At 39.2% G+C, this 17,700-nt stretch carries 14 protein-coding genes and 2 pseudogenes; 11 read left to right on the top strand and 5 right to left on the bottom strand.

All coding sequences use genetic code 11. The features are described 5' to 3' along the window. Positions 1–49 precede the first annotated feature (49 nt). The gene (locus NSQ44_RS17835) at positions 50–820 is read right to left on the bottom strand and encodes an Eco57I restriction-modification methylase domain-containing protein (RefSeq protein ID WP_340857929.1); all 771 of its coding nucleotides are present in this window, start codon (positions 818–820) and stop codon (positions 50–52) included. 329 nt (positions 821–1,149) lie between these two features. Here NSQ44_RS17835 and NSQ44_RS17830 point away from each other — a divergent pair. Further along, positions 1,150–1,257, top strand: a pseudogene (locus tag NSQ44_RS17830) (transposase); the annotation flags it as partial. Between the two features lie 216 nt (positions 1,258–1,473). Here the strand turns inward: NSQ44_RS17830 and NSQ44_RS17825 are convergent. The 4 genes and pseudogenes from NSQ44_RS17825 to NSQ44_RS17810 form a co-directional block, all read right to left on the bottom strand. After that, positions 1,474–1,818 carry a type II toxin-antitoxin system RelE/ParE family toxin gene (locus NSQ44_RS17825; protein WP_090952513.1) on the bottom strand — a complete coding sequence of 115 codons (345 nt, stop codon included), beginning with the start codon at positions 1,816–1,818 and terminating at the stop codon, positions 1,474–1,476. Next, entirely contained in the window at positions 1,805–2,212 is a 408-nt protein-coding gene (locus tag NSQ44_RS17820; RefSeq protein WP_340857922.1) for an AbrB/MazE/SpoVT family DNA-binding domain-containing protein, read from the bottom strand. The genes NSQ44_RS17825 and NSQ44_RS17820 overlap by 14 nt, the downstream gene beginning before the upstream one ends. A gap of 901 nt (positions 2,213–3,113) precedes the next feature. Then, entirely contained in the window at positions 3,114–4,295 is a 1,182-nt protein-coding gene (locus NSQ44_RS17815; protein ID WP_340857919.1) for an IS701 family transposase, read from the bottom strand. A 68-nt stretch (positions 4,296–4,363) separates the two neighbouring features. Then, a pseudogene (locus NSQ44_RS17810) lies at positions 4,364–4,510 on the bottom strand (IS982 family transposase); the annotation flags it as partial. A gap of 258 nt (positions 4,511–4,768) precedes the next feature. Between NSQ44_RS17810 and NSQ44_RS17805 the strand changes: the two are divergent. The 10 genes from NSQ44_RS17805 to NSQ44_RS17760 all read left to right on the top strand — a co-directional run bounded on the left by NSQ44_RS17805 (position 4,769) and on the right by NSQ44_RS17760 (position 17,644). Then, positions 4,769–5,110, top strand: a complete 342-nt coding sequence (locus NSQ44_RS17805) for an IDEAL domain-containing protein (RefSeq protein WP_063389111.1) — start codon at positions 4,769–4,771, stop codon at positions 5,108–5,110. Between the two features lie 888 nt (positions 5,111–5,998). Beyond that, positions 5,999–7,927, top strand: coding sequence for a sigma-54-dependent Fis family transcriptional regulator (locus tag NSQ44_RS17800; RefSeq protein WP_340857916.1), 1,929 nt, complete (start codon positions 5,999–6,001; stop codon positions 7,925–7,927). Between the two features lie 204 nt (positions 7,928–8,131). Continuing rightward, complete coding sequence (locus NSQ44_RS17795) at positions 8,132–9,121, top strand: thiamine pyrophosphate-dependent dehydrogenase E1 component subunit alpha (RefSeq protein ID WP_144597639.1); 990 nt, start codon at positions 8,132–8,134, stop codon at positions 9,119–9,121. Positions 9,122–9,146: 25 nt separating this feature from the next. Beyond that, positions 9,147–10,166 (top strand): alpha-ketoacid dehydrogenase subunit beta, encoded by a 1,020-nt coding sequence (locus tag NSQ44_RS17790; RefSeq protein WP_340857911.1) that lies wholly within the window; start codon positions 9,147–9,149, stop codon positions 10,164–10,166. Between the two features lie 29 nt (positions 10,167–10,195). Beyond that, positions 10,196–11,563 (top strand): 2-oxo acid dehydrogenase subunit E2, encoded by a 1,368-nt coding sequence (locus NSQ44_RS17785; protein ID WP_340857908.1) that lies wholly within the window; start codon positions 10,196–10,198, stop codon positions 11,561–11,563. A gap of 387 nt (positions 11,564–11,950) precedes the next feature. Then, positions 11,951–12,538: a class D sortase gene (locus tag NSQ44_RS17780; RefSeq protein ID WP_340857905.1), complete on the top strand. Its 588-nt coding sequence runs from the start codon at positions 11,951–11,953 to the stop codon at positions 12,536–12,538. Positions 12,539–13,266: 728 nt separating this feature from the next. Further along, a complete protein-coding gene (locus NSQ44_RS17775; RefSeq protein ID WP_327847834.1) occupies positions 13,267–14,283 on the top strand; it encodes a LacI family DNA-binding transcriptional regulator in 1,017 nt (338 codons plus the stop codon). Positions 14,284–14,359: 76 nt separating this feature from the next. Beyond that, positions 14,360–15,241 (top strand): sugar phosphate isomerase/epimerase family protein, encoded by an 882-nt coding sequence (locus NSQ44_RS17770; RefSeq protein ID WP_340857901.1) that lies wholly within the window; start codon positions 14,360–14,362, stop codon positions 15,239–15,241. A gap of 24 nt (positions 15,242–15,265) precedes the next feature. Next, positions 15,266–16,441 (top strand): substrate-binding domain-containing protein, encoded by a 1,176-nt coding sequence (locus tag NSQ44_RS17765; protein WP_340857900.1) that lies wholly within the window; start codon positions 15,266–15,268, stop codon positions 16,439–16,441. A gap of 39 nt (positions 16,442–16,480) precedes the next feature. Further along, on the top strand, positions 16,481–17,644 hold the full coding sequence (locus tag NSQ44_RS17760) for a Gfo/Idh/MocA family protein (protein WP_340857897.1): 1,164 nt from the start codon (positions 16,481–16,483) through the stop codon (positions 17,642–17,644). Positions 17,645–17,700 lie beyond the last annotated feature (56 nt).

Below are 17,700 nucleotides of genomic sequence, written 5' to 3'. Positions count from 1 at the left end.
TTATGCTTGATCAAGTTTATCTAGCACCACGGGTTTATATAATAATTCCTTAAAGCTTCTGTTTTTTCTTATCTCTTCTACCATATAAAGTGACATAAGGAGGATTTCCAACAACATAATCAAACTGGTCTATACCTTTTACAGCATCAAGTTTTACTTTTGCAGCTTCTTCTGTTTCAACAAATTTTAATCCTGTATCAAACAGTTCTAGTTGTCCCATTTCTCCTTCTGGTTTAAATGTAGTATCTGTAACATAAATTCTTGGATTTAATTTATCTTGAATAGATGCATCGTCCTTAAATAAATAAGCCATTAAGCATTGAATATTTAACTTGGTAAAATAAACCATCTCGGGTAAAATATCAAATCCAACTAAGTTATGATTAATAAAATTGATTAAATCTTCTTTTGAATGCCCCTTCTGATAAAGTTTGTAAATGATAAAAAGTAAAAAAATACCTGTACCGCACGACGGTTCAAGGAATTTTTTTTCTATTGTATTCTCTGCTTCGAAATCAACGACATTTTTAAGTATTAATTCGATAACATCTAAACTACTTGTATGAAACTGACCACTTTTCTTAACGGATTCATTTTTATAAACGGCACTAACCTCATTTGATATAGATACAAAAAAATCTATTATATTATCAACATTCACATATAAATCATCGGTTTTAGAAACGAGTTGTCTAGATGGTAGTAAATGATTAATATCAATACCAAATTTTTTACCAAAAACGCTGCAGTATTTACTAAATACATTTTGGAATTTATCCAAATTCAGATCAGCTTTCTTACGTTCCAATACACTGACCATTTCCATAACTCCTTTTGATGATGATGAGTCACATAAATGTTATATGAGCTCATTTAAATCGTCAAGAAGCTAGTTCGAACGAGTCAGTCTCATTTGTTGTTTGCAAACAAAAACTTTTTCAATAAGTATTTAATACATTAAAGAAGTCTATTTCATCGTCATCCGTGTGGTCATTACCAAAAATTTCAAATTATACTTCGGCCGTTGTATTAAATTCCAATGTTTTGACACTATTAAACAAGATGCGTTTCATGTAGGCAGATGGGTTTTTAATTCTTCGTTCCCGGCTAGCTTGCTTAAATTGTTCAAGGGCGTGTTCTAAATGAACGATTGTGAAGCTGTTGGAACAAGTCCTAAACCAAATCCTCGAGGCGCAAGTCAAAGAACAGCTGGGGGTCCGCCGTTATGAACGAACGGAAGAACGGAGAGAAGCGAGGACATGCCGCGAAAGTTCCTTGACAACATGATCGCTTGTCCGGAAAAGAGACCGTCAAGGAGGCTCTCCGGACTTACCTACTATACGCCAAGCCATCAAAGTCCATGTTGTCTAGCAAAGGAGCCGGCGAACTTAAGTCTCCGAAAAATAGAACCGCTTTGTGCTGTGTCCCGCTTCTTTTTACACAAATTCTTGGACTTCATCAACTCCACGGCATTCATGATCTTTGTTTAGTTGGTTTGATGTTGTTCGTTTTCATATAACGTTTAAGCTCATCATAAAAATTTTCGCGGGTTCCTGCTAAGACAACAACCACTAAATTTCCGTTTTCATCGAAATCAATAAAATAGGCAATCTCGTAATTAATCCCTTGATGGTAAATGTCATAACCGTAAATCCCTGCTAAATCCCCTGTTTTCGCTTCTCCAGCTTCGGTTGGATTGGAAAGAATCTCCCGCAAGGCGTTTTTAAAGCGTTGTTTTAATGCTTGGTCTTTTTTCGTCATCTTTTTTATCGCCTTTTCCGCCTTAGGGAGTAATTGCAGGCGATTATTCTTCGTCATCTTCGTTAAATAAATCCTCCAACGTATCCCATGTATATGTTTTCGCCTTTGGTCTTTCTTCAGAAATCATGGTTTCTAATGCAGGGGCGATTTGCGATTTACGGTATACAAACTCTTTGTAAAGTTCTTCTCCTGCATATCCTTCTTCGATAAGGTCTTTTAAAATAAGATCGGAAAAGTCAAAGTGATCTCCGTGAATCGGACGAATAATTAATTTATTATCTGCTAACTCAATTAATACTTCGTTTCCAATTCCTAATTGCTCATAAAAGTCCTTCGGTATCGTAATTTGCTTTTTGCTCGATACGGCAATTCGTTTCACAGCATGTTTCTTACGATTAGGGATATTCTCCATAGGTACCTTCCCCTTTGCCACCACATCTGATGGTACCATATTATTCCCCCTCCTCGAAAAAATTAACCAACTTTCTTGCTTTTTTTGTTATAAAAATTCTTGGTTTCTTTGTTTAGTATGATACCACTAATGAAAAACAAAAACAATGATTCCCTCAAGCCGAAAGAATTGTCTACTAACAAACATGTGTCATTGAAACGTTGGCGGCGCCCTCACTGCATCCCGCCAAATCATAGCCACCATCCTTTAAGCCGAAGGAGATCGTGGCGTGATGCCCAGCGAGCCGCTGCATGTTTCCGTGTCCCTTTTATCCTCCCTTTGCGGAAAGAATGGAAAAACAGATTAGGCGCCAGCTTTTGATTCAGTAGATGGTGTCTTTCAGTTATTCACCGTGTCAAGGAAAACGTGGAATACCTTGGAATCGAGGAGTTGCCGCGAAAGCTCCTTGACACACCTGTTCCTTGACAACATGATCGCTTGTCCGGAAAAGAGACCGTCAAGGAGGTTTTCCGGACTTACCTACTGTACGCCAAGCCATCAAGTCCATGTTGTCTAGCAAAGGGGAATTTACGCAATCATTTGGACTTGACCGAACAATCCGCAAAAATTTTGCACATTATTTCCGAATCCGCCTGAAATAATTTGAAAAAGGGATTCTGAAATAATGTGCTAACTCGCAATACTCTTATCCCAAAATCTGTCCACCTTATATTCAGAATGGATGCTAGATCAATCTACTTTCAGTCTCTTTTTTGACACAACAAAAACGCCTAGCAAGATGGGACACCTCGCCAGACGCGCTTAAATAGACTTCTTTATAGACATTTTTGCTTGTCCGAACATAAAATTATCCAGCCAGAAAAAACGCGTTATATATTACTGTAGTTGAGCAATTTTAATTACAATAATTACCATGTAAAAGAGACAAACAGGGTACCCCTTATGCCACGTGGAGCTGTTTTTTCACGGTATCAATGGGAATATTTTGTTTCGCTGCACGGTAAATGAACTCCACGAGGCTATGTCCTTTTCTCTTGCGCAGAAGATCGAGCCCATCAGAAAAATCGCTGTTCGACTCGAACATGCTGTACACGTAAGCAAGCTGCACCAAGATCCAGTAGCGTTTCACCGCCCGACGTCCGCGAACGCGGTATCCATCGAGTTTCAGCTGGTCTTTCGCTTGACGGAAAAAACATTCGATCGACCAACGCTGGGCATAGTAGCGCAAGATCTCTTCATCGCTTAGATCCCGGTCGGTGCTCAAGACGCAGTGAAGATGTTCCGATGTCATCGGCTGATCGGCTTTCCAAGCGAGCAGCACCACGGCATCATCGAGACCTTTGAGAGAGCCTTCGTAGCGATAAACCCGATAACGCTCTTCTCCCACCGTGACGAGATGGGTGTCGTTCGGTTCGATATAGCGGGCAAACTGTTTGGCTTGGATGGCGATGCCTTTTGGATAAAGAACCCGATTCGTCTTGAGCATTGCGATTACGTGGAATCCCTTTTTCAGACAAGCTTCCACGAGCTTTTGCGATGGATACCAAGAGTCCATCAGCACATAAACAGGACGGTGTACATCCAAAGAAGAAAGCATCTCGATCGCGAGTTCCCCCTTGCTTTTCCCAGCCGCCTTGTCGTAGAGGCGGAACGCAAAGGGAAAAGCCTGGGTCATCGTATGAACCATGAGCCAAACGAGAGAATGTCCCCAGATCGACTTTTTCTCTGTGTGAGAATAGTGCCAATCACACCCTTGAATGGCGTGCGTTGCCTGTGACGAAGGCTTGGTTTTTTGGCAAATCGTATCATCGATCGAAACAAAAAGGGGTTGATTCTCCTGTTTGGCGATGCGTTCGACACGACGAAGCATCCACTGTTGAAGTTTGCGAAGCAGCGTCTCTTCATCCCAAGGGCTTTTCGTGAAAAAATGGCTGAGTGTCGTTCGATGATTGGGGTGAAAGCTCCAATGATGAAGATCGGTCAACGTTCCAGAAAAGCCTTTCGTGATCATCGCATCCACGATATGAACGAGATGCTTCATGACAGGTTTTGAAAAATAAAGTGCCAACCCCAACATCGTGAAAAACTTGTGGATTCCTTGATGATGTGCTAATCTATTCATGAGACATGAACCTCCTTGTGAATAGTTTTGGTGACACATCTATTCTAATCAAGGAATCGGGTTCATGTCTCTTTTTTTTGCTTTACCAAATGGCGGTTGCGGCGTTGAAGATGCGTCTGAATCAATGACAGTTGAGCGGAGACAAAAAAGAAAATGGCGGCATATTGCTTTTGAATCTTGGTCCGATCTGTAGTAAAATGAAAGTGCTCTTGCATGGGGATTCTCCTTTCGAATGGTAGGTCGCACTTTCATTTTAAGGAGATCCGCCAGGCAAGGGCTATTTTTATGCTTGATCAAGTTTATCTAGCACCACGGGTTAAGTTATATATTTAATGGAATTTTAAAATTTTTATTATTTCCCAGGTTAAATTGTTTGCGTTCCCTTTATTATCATGTAATAATTTCTGTTAACAACATAGATATTTAGTATTTCAAAACAGATCTCTATAATACTGCAAGTGGTGGTGTATAAAATGGAAGGAATCAATCAGTTGCCAGTGAAAGTAGGGGATTGGGTAAAAGGAAAAACAAAAAGCGGCGAATTTATTTACGGTTATGTTGAAACGATAGATTCATCACAAAAGATTATAAGAGTAAAAGTTATGGCTTGCGACAATGAAATCGTCGTTGGTAAAACAGTTGAAACATTAAATCATTGGGTAAAAAAATTGCCCGTATCTCCAATAGAAAATGAAGAGCAGATTAAAGCATTAATTGATTTAGCCTTGTTAACAAAAGATGAAAATTGGTTTATGGAGCTGTCCAACAAATTAAAACAATTAACGAAAGAAAAGGAGAAAGAAAACATAATATAAATGAATAAGACAGCTCCGATGATAATTTTTTCACAATATTTTTTATGATCGTTTTAATACGATTCACGTTCCCCCGTTATAACTTTATGTTATCCTCCCAGAATATAGAGCATTTTATTATTTCAATATATTATACTTCTTTCCCATTGCCAAAAACCTTTATTCTTTTATAGCTGCCCACATTCCTACATTGTATATATTTTTTATCAGTTCAATTCAGTTGTTATGTAATGAAGGAAGACGTTTGAAAAACATCATCATACTGATCAATATTTGTTCACAATAGGGAGTTCTGCTTACATATGCAGAAGAACCGGCGGCATTTTTCAAAGTGATTGTTGGAACGTCGTTTCGTCTTTTTTTGAAGCATACTAAAAAATCACTGATTTTAAACATTAAGAATTACCGTTTAAATGCCATGAAGCCGTTTCATTTAGAAAAAACAGAGCTCCGCCAATCACCATTCGATCAAGTTAATAACTGGTAATACAATTTCCAAACATATGAATAACGGAAAAAAGAGAATGATTTGGCCTTCCGTGCAGAAGCAAGAAAGACTGATTCCAATCTTTTGGAATCGGTTTTTTTATGACCCATTTTGTCGATGCGTCCAGTACGATCGGTAACTGTAAATTTCTGTATTTCCGGGATATCAAAAGAAGGGCGCCCCAATTTCTCATGATTGAAAAAGTAAAAGGGGTTTCCAGCATTTTTGGGTTAAAAAGTTTCAAAAATAAAAGGAGCTTCATTCAGTGGATCGCTAGTTCTCACAGCTTTTTTGTAATGCTACAATAAAGGAGAATATTAAAAAATACGATAAACATTGTAAGCTGGCATGTGATGCGATTGGACGGAGAAGCTTCAATCAACAATTGAAGGAGGTGTTTTATGATGAAGAAAAGAGAGTATGTCAAACAATGTTGGAAGCACTTTATTTTTGAAAATAAGCTCGACGAACAATTATCTCCCATTGTAAAGGATTCATGGATTCGTTCCAAAGAAATGAATGTTGATCCTTTTCAACGATACGGTCAAATGAAAAAAATCGAGATAGACCATTACAAGCCTTTAATTGAATGTTCGGTTCCGTTTATGGAAGGATTGTATTCAATCGTAAAGGGCTCGGGTTTTTTAGTGATTCTTTGCAACGAAAAGGGACAGTTGTTAAAATCAATTGGCGACGCTGATACGTTAAAGATGGCAGCTGATATTCAATTTGTGGAAGGTGCCGATTGGAGTGAACAAGCAATGGGAACGAATGCAATCGGCACTTCGATTGTGATCAATCAACCTGTACAAATATATGCTGAGGAGCATTATTCGGAAATTTGCCAGGCATGGACATGCTCGGCTGCGCCCATTCACGATTCAAAAGGAAAGATAATCGGCGTATTAAATGTTTCAGGCCCATATGAAAAAGTGCATCCACATACTTTAGGAATGGTAGTGTCAGCAGTGAAAGCGATTGAGTACCAACTGGAGCTGATTGAAAAGACAGAAAAAAACATTATGATGCAAAGATTTCTTGAAGCGACTACCAATAATATGAAAGAGAGCATCCTCATTTTCGATACGGAAGGGCTCATTATTAAAGTGAATGATCAATTAAAAAAGCTGCTTCAATTGAATCATTCTTGCCTGGAAGGGAAAAAGATCAGCGAAGTTTTTAGCAACAAATCGATTATTTCCAATCGCCCTCGACATCTTCAAAATCATGAACTGCACTTAAAAATAAAACAGTCAAACAAAGTTTTTCATGTTCTAGTTGATAAACTCCCCATTTATAAAGACAGCCAATGGATCGGTTCAATGATGATTATAAAAGAGATTCAAAAGATAAGACAATTTATTAATCATTTATCAGGCAATCAGGCGAAAATCACTTTTTCTGATATGATCGGGAAGCATCCCCAGTTTCTCCAAAAAGTAAACGAAGCGAAGCTAGCAGCAAAAACGGACTCAAATGTATTAATTTTAGGAGAAAGCGGTACGGGAAAAGAAATGTTTGCACAAGCGATCCATAATGAAAGCGATAGAAAGCATAAGCCTTTTATAGCCATCAATTGCGGCGGAATTCCTCGAGATTTATTAGGAAGCGAACTGTTTGGTTATGCGGACGGTGCTTTTACCGGAGCGAAAAAAGGGGGAAGTGCAGGAAAATTTGAGCTTGCCGATGGCGGTACGCTTTTTTTAGATGAGATTGGAGAAATGTCTTTGGAAATGCAAGTATTGCTTTTACGAGTCATACAAGAAAAGGAAGTGGTGCGAATCGGCGGGCATAAAGTTTTGCCTGTTGATGTTCGCATCATCGCAGCGACGAACAAAAATCTTCGCGAAGAGGTCGAAAAAGGCAGCTTTCGGGAGGATTTGTTTTTCCGGCTTAATGTCATGCCGATCACTTTGCCGTCATTGCGAGAAAGAAAAGAAGACATACCGCTCCTTGTTCATCATTTTATTGAAAAAAATTGTGAAAAGTTAAATAAGCCTTTTCCTGAAATCAAACCGGATTTTTTTCAAGCGTTAATACATTATCATTGGCCGGGAAACATTAGAGAATTGCAAAATATAGTAGAAAGAACTTTAAACAAATTGACGAAGCCTGTTTTAACTATTAAAGATTTGCCTGAGGAAATTATAAAAACGGACTCCAAGCCAAAATCGGAAACGGTGTTTATTCATCGAGATGAAATGAAAAAGCAGTCGATCTTGCAAGCTTTACGTCTATATAACGGCAACATCACAAAAGCTGCGCAATATTTAGGGATATCACGAAGCACTTTTTATCGGCAAATGCAAAGATTTCAAATCCCTTATTAATATCATTTTGTTTCATTTCGTATCAAATTGTATCATTGTGTCTCTAAAAAGCGTCCCAAAACGGGACGTTTTTTGTGTAGCATAAAAAATCTTATTCATTTTCAATGAAATTAAATATATCAATCACGAAAATGTAGTTTGGCACAATTTTTGCATTTAACTATTTGAAACCGTTTTCTATTTTGGTAGAAGGGAGAGAATACATTGGCAATTTCTAAAAATGATCTTTTATGGATGTATGAAAACATGTACAAAATCCGTTATTACGAAGACAAAATGGCAGAAGCTTATACTGAAGGGAAAAATCCGGTTTTCAATATTGGGGCGGGTCCTGTTCCTGGCGAGATGCATTTGGCAACAGGGCAAGAACCGGCAGCCGTCGGCATATGTGTTCATTTGAAAAAAGAAGATACGGTTACGTCGCCGCACAGGCCTCATCATCATGCCATCGCGAAAGGCGTTGACCTAAATAAAATGACGGCTGAAATTTTCGGAAAAGAAACCGGGCTTGGCAAAGGCAAGGGAGGACATATGCATTTGTTTGATCCGGATGTCAAGTTTTCCTGTGGAGGAATTGTTGGAGCAGGAATCCCACACGCTCTTGGAGCAGCTTTAGCTGCTAAGAAAAAAGGGAAAGACTGGGTTGCGGTTTCATTTATTGGAGAGGGAGCTGCCAATCAAGGAGCTTTCCATGAGTCATTAAATATGGCAGCACTTTGGAATTTACCTCTTATTGTGGTGATTGAAAATAATCAGTACGGAATTTCTGTTCCGAAAACAGCATCGACATCTGTAGCATCTAACGATGTTCGTGCAGCTGCATATGGCATTAAAGGATATTACGTCAAAGACAACGATCCGATCAGCATGTACGAAGTATCAAAAGAAGCAGTGGAACGCGCCAGACGAGGCGAAGGTCCATCGATTATTGAAATTGAAACATATCGTTACTTGGGACATTTCCAAGGGGATCCGGAGTTGTATAGAGATAAAAATGAAGTGTCGCTTCTTCGGGATAAAGATCCGATCATACGCCTTCGAAATCTATTAATCTCTGAACAAAACATAGCGGAAAACGATCTTGACATCATTGAAAATAAAGCAAAACAGGAAGTAGACGCTGCTTATCAATTTGCACGCAGCAGCAATTATCCGAATCCGGAAGATGCTTTAAAAGACTTATACGTTTCGTAAATAAACAGGAAAGGGGTTATAAGCTGTGCAAGGAACAAAAACGCGCTTATTAACGGGAAATAAGGCCATGGCGGAAGCGATTAAATTGGAGATGGAGCGAGATCCAAACGTGTTTGTCATGGGGGAGGATGTCGGAGTTTACGGGGGCATCTTCGGATCGACAGAAGGGTTATTTCAACAATTTGGATCAGATCGAGTGATTGATACCCCGATATCTGAAACTGCATTTATTGGAGCGGCCATTGGCGCAGCAGCCGAAGGAATGCGGCCGATCGTTGAATTGATGTTTGTCGATTTCTTCGGAGTTTGCATGGATCAAATTTATAACCATATGGCAAAAATCCCTTATATGTCGGGCGGCCGAGTGAAGCTGCCAATCGTGTTAATGACCGCTGTTGGCGGAGGGTACAGTGATGCTGCTCAGCACTCTCAAACTTTGTATGCAACGTTTGCGCATTTGCCGGGAATGAAAGTGGTGGCTCCATCCACTCCATATGATTTAAAAGGGATGATGATTTCAGCCATTCGGGATGATAATCCTGTAGTCTTTATGTTCCATAAAACGCTGCAAGGCTTAGGATGGATGGATCAATTAGACGCATCAGTCGGTCATGTGCCGGAAGAAGCTTACACGGTGCCGCTAGGAAAAGCAAACGTTGTCAGGGAAGGGAAAGATATAACAATTGTAGGGATTCAAATGACGACTCATCATGCACTGGAGGCTGCCAAAAAGCTGGAGCAAGAAGGAATTGAAGCAGAAGTCATCGATTTGCGTTCACTTGTCCCGTTAGATCGTGAAACAATCCTGCAATCCATTAAAAAGACTCATCGATTACTTGTAGTAGATGAAGATTATTTATCGTACGGCATGACGGCGGAGATCGCTGCCATAGCTGCAGAGGAAGGCTTGTATGACTTAGAAGCTCCGGTCAAACGATTGGCTGTACCAGACGTGCCGATTCCTTTCAGCCGCCCGCTTGAACAGTTTGTTTTACCGAATGCAGAAAAAATTTATCAAGAAGCTGTAAAACTCGTTAATGAATAAATCTACCATTTCTTTCACAGGAGGCCAACATGATTATTGAAATTAAATTGCCGCAATTGTCGGAAGAATATAATGAGAGCTTAATTGCATTTTGGCATGTGTCAGAAGGGGATGCGGTGGAGCAAAATGACATACTTGTTGAAGTTCAAACGGAAAAGGCGGTATCGGAGCTGCATGCACCTGCAAGCGGAATCGTGAAGGAAATCCGTAAAAAAAGAGGAGATACAGCATCTGTCGGCGAAGTGCTTGCAACAATTGAAACAGCTGAACGCGACGGGCAGCCAGACATAAAACAAGAAGAAACGAATGAAAGATCGGAAGAACAAATAGCAACGGAGCAAAAGGTCGAGAAAAGGGCGACGCCGCGAGTGAAGAAATTAGCGAAAGAGCTAGGGGTGGATTGGCGGCTTGTGGAGCCGACTGGTTTAAACGGGAAAGTAACGGAAGAAGATATTCGCAACGAGTACAAGAAGCGGGAAAAAGAGAAGCAAACAAATTCTTCATTCATAGTGGCCGCTCCATCCGTGCGCAAATTTGCAAGAGAACATCAAGTGAATCTTGAAGAGGTAATTCCATCGGGTCCAAACGGCAAAATATTAAAAGAAGATATTGAGGCCGTGATCAATAGGCGCAAAAATCAGCAGCTTGAGATGGAAAGTCAGCAAAAAAATCAGAAGGAAGAAACAAAGACCAATTCGGTACAAGATGAATATATTCCGCTTTCAAACATTCGCAAATTCATTGCACGTTCAATGGTTCATTCGAAAAAGACGATTCCGCATGTAACACATTTTGATGAAGCGAATGTTACTAAGCTTGTTCAGCATCGGCAAAGCGTAAAATCATTTGCGGAAGAGGAAGCAATCAAACTCACCTATTTAGCTTATGTTGTGAAAGCGTTGACGATCGTTTTGAAAAAATATCCACAATTAAACGCTTCCTTTCATGAAGAACGTGAAGAAATCATTTTGAAGAAACAATACCATATCGGTTTTGCGGCTGATACAGACCGCGGTCTTGTCGTTCCGGTCATACGGCATGCAGACCAAAAAACATTATTTCAAATTGCTAAAGAAATTCACGAGCTTTCCCTAAAGGCAAGAGATGGTTCCATTCAAGCGGATGAAATGACAGGCTCTACATGTACGATATCGAATATTGGATCAGCTGATGGCGCATGGTTTACACCGATTATCAACCATCCGCAATCGTGTATTCTTGGCATCGGCCGAATCGAGAAAAAGCCTATTGTGGTCAATGATTCAATTGAAATTGCATCCATGATGGCGTTATCGCTCAGTTATGACCACCGGATTATGGACGGAGTATTGGCACAAAAAGCATTGAACGAGCTAAAAAAATATTTGAACGAGCCAAATTTCATTTTTGTCAATTAATGTGGGTTTGAAGAAATATAGACAATATTGGGGCTGTTCAGACAGTCAAATCTCCATTGAAAACAAAAAACATCAAATATCAACGTTTTTAAAATATTAAAGGGGGCCGTCTATAAGCCGAAAAAGTCTTATAGACAAGCCCCTTTGTCCTTCACAACAATTTTAAATTCTGCCCTTGAGACGTTCTAACTTTTTTTTACTTATTTCAGATCAATTGAAAACAGACCGACGCCTAGCATTTTTATGGGCTGCTTTAACAGGTTTCCCTAAGAACAGTAGCTGGGGTCCGATTATTTTATTTTTTGGTTTTCTCCGCAAAATGAAGCGGATGTCTTCTCGACTTTTTATGGTAAAATAATTAACAACAGTCTCAATTAAAGGAAGAGGATGCATGTGAAAAATTGGCTGCCCATTTTGTTTATTGGCTTTGGTTTGCTTTGTGTCGCATATGGCGGATGGAAGTTATGGTCCATGAACAGCGCCCAAAATGAAGCATTGAAAGAAGCCCATCAGCTTGTTGGTGCAGAAAGTCTAAAGAAAAAGGAGAAAAGCGGTGTTGTACCAAGCGACTTTCAACCGAAAATGGACGAGGTGATTGGCATTTTGCACATTCCGAAACTTAAAGCACAATTGCCGATCGTTGAGGGGACGGATGAAGACGAATTGGAGAAAGGCGTCGGTCATTACAGAGGCACTGCTTTTTCTGGGCAAAACGACCAAATCGTTTTATCAGGACATCGGGATACAGTTTTTCGCAATGTTGGCGATTTAAAAATTGGAGATGAACTCATTGTTGAAATGGAGTATGGTCGTTTCACATATTTGATTCAAGAAACAGAGATTGTTGATGCCGATGATCGAACAGTGATCCGATCTACTGCTCCAAACGAAGTTTTAACGTTAACAACATGCTATCCGTTCGGTTATATTGGAAATGCGCCACAGCGATATATTATTTATGCGGTACCGGCATAATTCAGTGGAAAAACGAGCCCTTGCTTATAAAGCATCAAGGGTTCTTTTTTGTTTTAATAAAGTCATTCAGCCGTCTATCCGTAACTGTTCATTTAGCATTTGAATGAAGTTAAATGAGCGGTAATTGAATGATAAATTTGGGGCTTTAATCGCAGATTAAGGCGATGTCGATTTCAAATTATTTCACAGTAAGATCCAATGGGCATTCATAAATAAAAAATTCTAATTTTTGATTGGAGAGTTGTTCGAGTTTTGTTTTTCAATATTTCATTACTGTACACGTGCATGTATGCTGGATGTCTCTTGCAATTGGCAGTATATTTTACACTTTACATCTGCATTTTGCTGAAAAAAAGACTGCTAAACTGTCTGGATGAATAATATTGGATTACCTGTTATGACCAGAAGCCCGGTTTTTTACTATTGGCACCCAATGGTTCAGTTATTGCTGTGATTGGATATTTGCCATCGGATACAATGTGTTGCGTAGTTTGAAGAATTGACTTTGTCAATCATTTAAAATGCCGCCTCGGAATATATAACAATTTGTTTTTTATTCTAAAAACCTTTTTTCCCTTTTAACGCTAATAAAGTTTTACAAACAATTAATTTTTAAAAAGTAGAAAGAGTATTGCTTTTTATTTTGTAATCGATTACAATAGATTACAAATCTAGCATAAAAAATAATACAGCCAAAGGATTTTTATCTAGGAAATGGAGATCTGGATATGGTTAGAATTAGCGATGTTGCAAAAATGGCAAATGTGTCCACAGCTACTGTTTCCAGAGTTTTAAGCAATTCTGGGAACGTCAAAAAAGAAACGGCTGAAAAAGTATTGGAAGCAATCAAAAAGCTGAATTATCAACCAAATTTATTGGCTCGACAGCTGAGACGCTTAGAAACAAAAACGGTTCTTGTTGTAGTGCCTGATATAACAAATACATTTTTCTCAAAAATATTGAGAGGGATAGAGCAAGTAGCGATTGAAAACGATTACGAGGTCCTTCTCGGCGACACCGGGAATAGTTTAGAGCGTGAAAAAGGCTATTTAGATATATTGCGCCAGAAAAAAGCAGATGGAATGATTTTGTTGACCGCAAGACTTGAATCTCATTTATTAGAGGAGATTTCTCATGAATTCCCAGTGGTGCTCGCATGTGAATATTTGGAGGGATCGGATATTCCAACTGTTTCTATTGATAATATTAGCAGTGCCAGAAAAGCTACGGAATATTTGATCAGTTTGGGCCATAAACGAATAGGATTTTTATCAGGCCCAATGGACGTAATATTGAGCAGAGACCGCTTAAAGGGCTTCAAGCAAGGAATGATGCAGCATGATATTGCGATCGAACCGAATTTAATTCAAGAGGGAGATTTTTCATTTGAGAGCGGTTTTAATTTAATGACAAAACTGCTTGCGCTTACTGAACCGCCAACTGCTGTTTTTGCGTCAAGCGACGAAATGGCCATTGGAGCGATAAAAGCGATCAAAGCAAAAGGATTGAAAGTTCCAGATGATATCTCAATAGTTGGTTTTGACGATATTAAATTCGCATCTATTTTTGAACCTGCGCTAACAACTGTTTCACAGCCTATGTTTGAGATAGGTCAGAAAGCGATGGAATTATTAATAAAACTTATTCAGAAAGATAAGCTGGAAAAAACCCAATATATATTAGAAGATCAACTGGTTATTCGCGAGACATGCAAAGAGAAGAAGAAAGATATGATTAAAATGTAATGGATTACAAAAATATACGCCTTATTCCCTCTGTTTTTTTCATTTTAATGTAATCGATTTCGCTTTATGGGAGGTGATGGCAGCTTTTCAATACGAATGGGGTAAAAAAGCAACTGATGAACATGTAAAAGAATTAGGAGGGGTAAAAATGAAGCTAGGCTACCAGACCAATACTTGGGGCGGTGTTGTTGGCCATCCGGCAGGGGTTACGTCAATTAAAGATCTTTACTATTTGGCAAATGGATCAACAGAAGAAGCATTAAAAGATATAGCTGCTTCCGGTTATAAAGGTTTTGAAATTTTTGACGGAAACTTGATGCAATATGTAGATAGAAAAAAAGATTTTCAAGCATTAATGAACGAGTACTCTTTAGATTTTGTGGCGGTGTATACAGGCGGAAATTTTATTTTTCCAGATATTTTGGAAGAAGAAATGTTGAAAATTGAAAAGGTTGCAGCATTTGCCTCCGAATTAGGCGCCAATCATCTAGTTGTCGGCGGGGGAGCTGTACGTTCAAACGGGATTTTAGAAAACGATTACATTCATTTGGCAAATGCATTAAATAAAGTTGTGGAGATTGCCCAAAAGTACGATTTAATCCCAAGTTATCATCCTCACCTGGGAACGATCGTAGAATCACCAGCTCAATTAGATAAGCTGATGCCTTTAACAACTATTAATCTATGTCCTGATACGGCGCATCTGGAGGCAGGCGGAGGCGATCCAATCGAAATTATCAAAAAATACTCATCTAGAATCAAATATGTCCACTTTAAAGATTATGATAATGGCCAGTTTCTGCCATTAGGAAAGGGACACCAAAATTTTAAAGAGATGACGAGAGTATTAAAAGAATTTAATTATGACGGCTGGATCACGATAGAATTAGACAGCTATTCGGATCCAAAACAAGGTGCAGAAATCAGCAGAAATTATTTAAAAAATATTGGTTTGTAACATTTTAGGAAAAGGGGATGGCTTATGAGAAAATTTTTCACGATATTTTCCATATTTGCAATAATTAGCAGCATTATTCTCGTCGGTTGTAATCAAAACAAATCAAACAATGAAAATAGCTCTTCTGATCAAAACAATTCATCATCTGAAGCTCCTGCATCAGGACCTATCACGATTAATAAGGAAATTTCAGATGATCAGTTAATTTTAAGTAAAGGCCCGCACGGGGAAACAGCAGTTTCCGCCAAAACATTGGAGCTGACCGAAGAGGAAATAGCAAAAATAAAACAAGGAAACTATAAAGCAGCGATTGTCATGCATTATGCAGGGAACGACTGGTCAACCGCCCAAATTGACGGGCTAAAAGCAACGTTTGAAAGAATGGGAATAGAAGTAGTGGCTGTAACGGATGCAGACTTTAAGTCTGAAAAACAAGTTTCGGATATTGAAACAGTGCTTGCTAAAAATCCGGATATTATTGTCAGTATTCCAGTAGACCCGGTATCTACCGCTGAGGCTTATAAAAAAGCTGCTGAATCAGGCGTAAAATTAGTTTTCATGGATAATGCGCCTCAAGGGCTAGAACATGGAAAAGATTATGTGAGTGTTGTTTCAGCAGATAACTACGGAAATGGAGTTGCAGCAGCTGAAATTATGGCTGAAAAGCTAGGCGGTAAAGGGAAAATTGGAGTTATATTTCATGATGCTGATTTCTTTGTGACAAAACAGCGTACAGAAGCTTTCGAAAAAACAATTCAAGAAAAATATCCTGATATTGAGATTGTTGCACGGGGCGGTATAACAGATCCAAACGATGGTGAAAAGGTGGCTTCGGGTATATTGACGAAAAATCCTGATTTAGACGGCTTGTTTGTCGTTTGGGATGTACCTGCTGAAGGTGCACTAGCAGCAGCACGGACAGCCGGGCGTGACGATTTAGTTATTACGACCATTGATTTAGGAACAAATGTAGCTTTGGAAATTGCTTCTGACGGTATTGTGAAAGGATTAGGAGCGCAGCTTCCGTATGACCAAGGAATTTCAGAAGCTATTTTAGCTGGATATGCATTGCTAGGTAAAGAAACCCCTCCGTATGTGGCAGTTCCAGCTTATAAAGTCACAAAAGAAAATGTTCTTGATGCATGGAAGCTTGTTTACCATAAAGAGGCACCAGATTCTATTCAGAGCGCAGCAAAATAATCATTATTCAATTTTTAAACTCAATGGGAGGTAAGGTTAATGAAAAAGTTTAACATAGCAATGATCGGCGCTGGATTTATGGGAAAAGCCCATTCGCTTTCATATGCAGGTATGCCAATGTTTTTCTGGCCTGCTCCTGGAATCCCTCATCGTAAAACGGTTGTTGATGTTACGGATGAATTAGCAAAAGAGGCAGCTCAGCGTTTTGGTTTTGAAAGCTATTCTTCTAACTGGAGAGAGGTTATAGAAGATCCTGATATAGATATTGTTGATATCGTAACACCTAATGATACTCATGCTGAAATTGCCATTGCAGCTGCAAAGGCCGGCAAACATATAATAAGCGAAAAACCATTAGCTAGAAATGCTGAAGAAGCAAAAAGGATGCTGGATGCTGTAAAAGAAGCAGGGGTCAAACACATGGTGGCTTTCAACTACAGAAGAACGCCAGCCGTTGCTTTAGCAAGAAAGTTTATTGAAGAAGGGAAAATTGGAAAAATCCTAAATTTTCGCGGAACGTATTTGCAAGATTGGTCAGCAGATCCTCAATCTCCTTTATCCTGGAGATTCCAAAAAAAAGTTGCAGGTTCAGGTGCACTCGGAGATATTGGAACACATGTAATTGATTTTGCGCGGTATCTCGTTGGGGAGATCACAGATGTCATGGCAGTAACAAAAACATGGGTGCCGGAAAGACCGATTCAAACGAGCGGCCTTGATAAACTCGGCACAGTCAAAGGCGAGGCAGAGGCTCCTAAAGGTCAGGTTGACGTTGATGATGAATTTACAACGTTAATAAAATTTGAAAACGGTGCCATCGGCAGTATTGAAGCAACACGTAATGCATGGGGAAGAAACAATTTCTTGACATTTGAAATCCATGGAGAAAAAGGGTCATTATATTTCAACTATGAACGACGTGATGAGCTGCAAGTTTGCTTTGCTGATGATCCAAGCAACAGCAAAGGATTTAGAACAATTTACACCGGTCCTGAGCATCCGTACGGTCAAGGATTATGGCCAATCCCAGCGTTGGGAATAGGGTATGGTGAAACAAAAATTATCGAAACGTATGATTTCATAAAATCCATTGTAGAAGATACTGAAGTTTCGCCGAATTTCTACGATGGCTACCAAATTGCCGTAATTTGTGATGCGATTTTAGAATCAGCTGAAAAAGGGGTATGGGTAAATTTGAAATGAAAGAACAACTATTGAGGCTACTCTTGCATTGAGTAGCCTCAAATTAAAAGAAGGTG

This window comes from Aeribacillus sp. FSL M8-0254 (genome assembly GCF_038008845.1).
Lineage (GTDB): Bacteria > Bacillota > Bacilli > Bacillales > Aeribacillaceae > Aeribacillus > Aeribacillus composti.
The sequence above is the reverse complement of the archived record's forward strand: the minus strand, read 5'-3'. Positions and strand labels throughout refer to the sequence as shown.

What these genes read in the sequence shown, in the direction of transcription:
- NSQ44_RS17775 (WP_327847834.1), top strand. Translation starts at nt 13,267, where the DNA reads ATGGTTAGAATTAGCGATGTTGCAAAAATGGCAAATGTGTCCACAGCT.
- NSQ44_RS17760 (WP_340857897.1), top strand. Translation starts at nt 16,481, where the DNA reads ATGAAAAAGTTTAACATAGCAATGATCGGCGCTGGATTTATGGGAAAA.
- NSQ44_RS17805 (WP_063389111.1), top strand. Translation starts at nt 4,769, where the DNA reads ATGGAAGGAATCAATCAGTTGCCAGTGAAAGTAGGGGATTGGGTAAAA.
- NSQ44_RS17770 (WP_340857901.1), top strand. Translation starts at nt 14,360, where the DNA reads ATGGCAGCTTTTCAATACGAATGGGGTAAAAAAGCAACTGATGAACAT.
- NSQ44_RS17815 (WP_340857919.1), bottom strand. Translation starts at nt 4,295, where the DNA reads ATGAATAGATTAGCACATCATCAAGGAATCCACAAGTTTTTCACGATG.
- NSQ44_RS17765 (WP_340857900.1), top strand. Translation starts at nt 15,266, where the DNA reads ATGAGAAAATTTTTCACGATATTTTCCATATTTGCAATAATTAGCAGC.
- NSQ44_RS17800 (WP_340857916.1), top strand. Translation starts at nt 5,999, where the DNA reads ATGATGAAGAAAAGAGAGTATGTCAAACAATGTTGGAAGCACTTTATT.
- NSQ44_RS17780 (WP_340857905.1), top strand. Translation starts at nt 11,951, where the DNA reads ATGCATGTGAAAAATTGGCTGCCCATTTTGTTTATTGGCTTTGGTTTG.
- NSQ44_RS17820 (WP_340857922.1), bottom strand. Translation starts at nt 2,212, where the DNA reads ATGGTACCATCAGATGTGGTGGCAAAGGGGAAGGTACCTATGGAGAAT.
- NSQ44_RS17785 (WP_340857908.1), top strand. Translation starts at nt 10,196, where the DNA reads ATGATTATTGAAATTAAATTGCCGCAATTGTCGGAAGAATATAATGAG.
- NSQ44_RS17825 (WP_090952513.1), bottom strand. Translation starts at nt 1,818, where the DNA reads ATGACGAAGAATAATCGCCTGCAATTACTCCCTAAGGCGGAAAAGGCG.
- NSQ44_RS17835 (WP_340857929.1), bottom strand. Translation starts at nt 820, where the DNA reads ATGGTCAGTGTATTGGAACGTAAGAAAGCTGATCTGAATTTGGATAAA.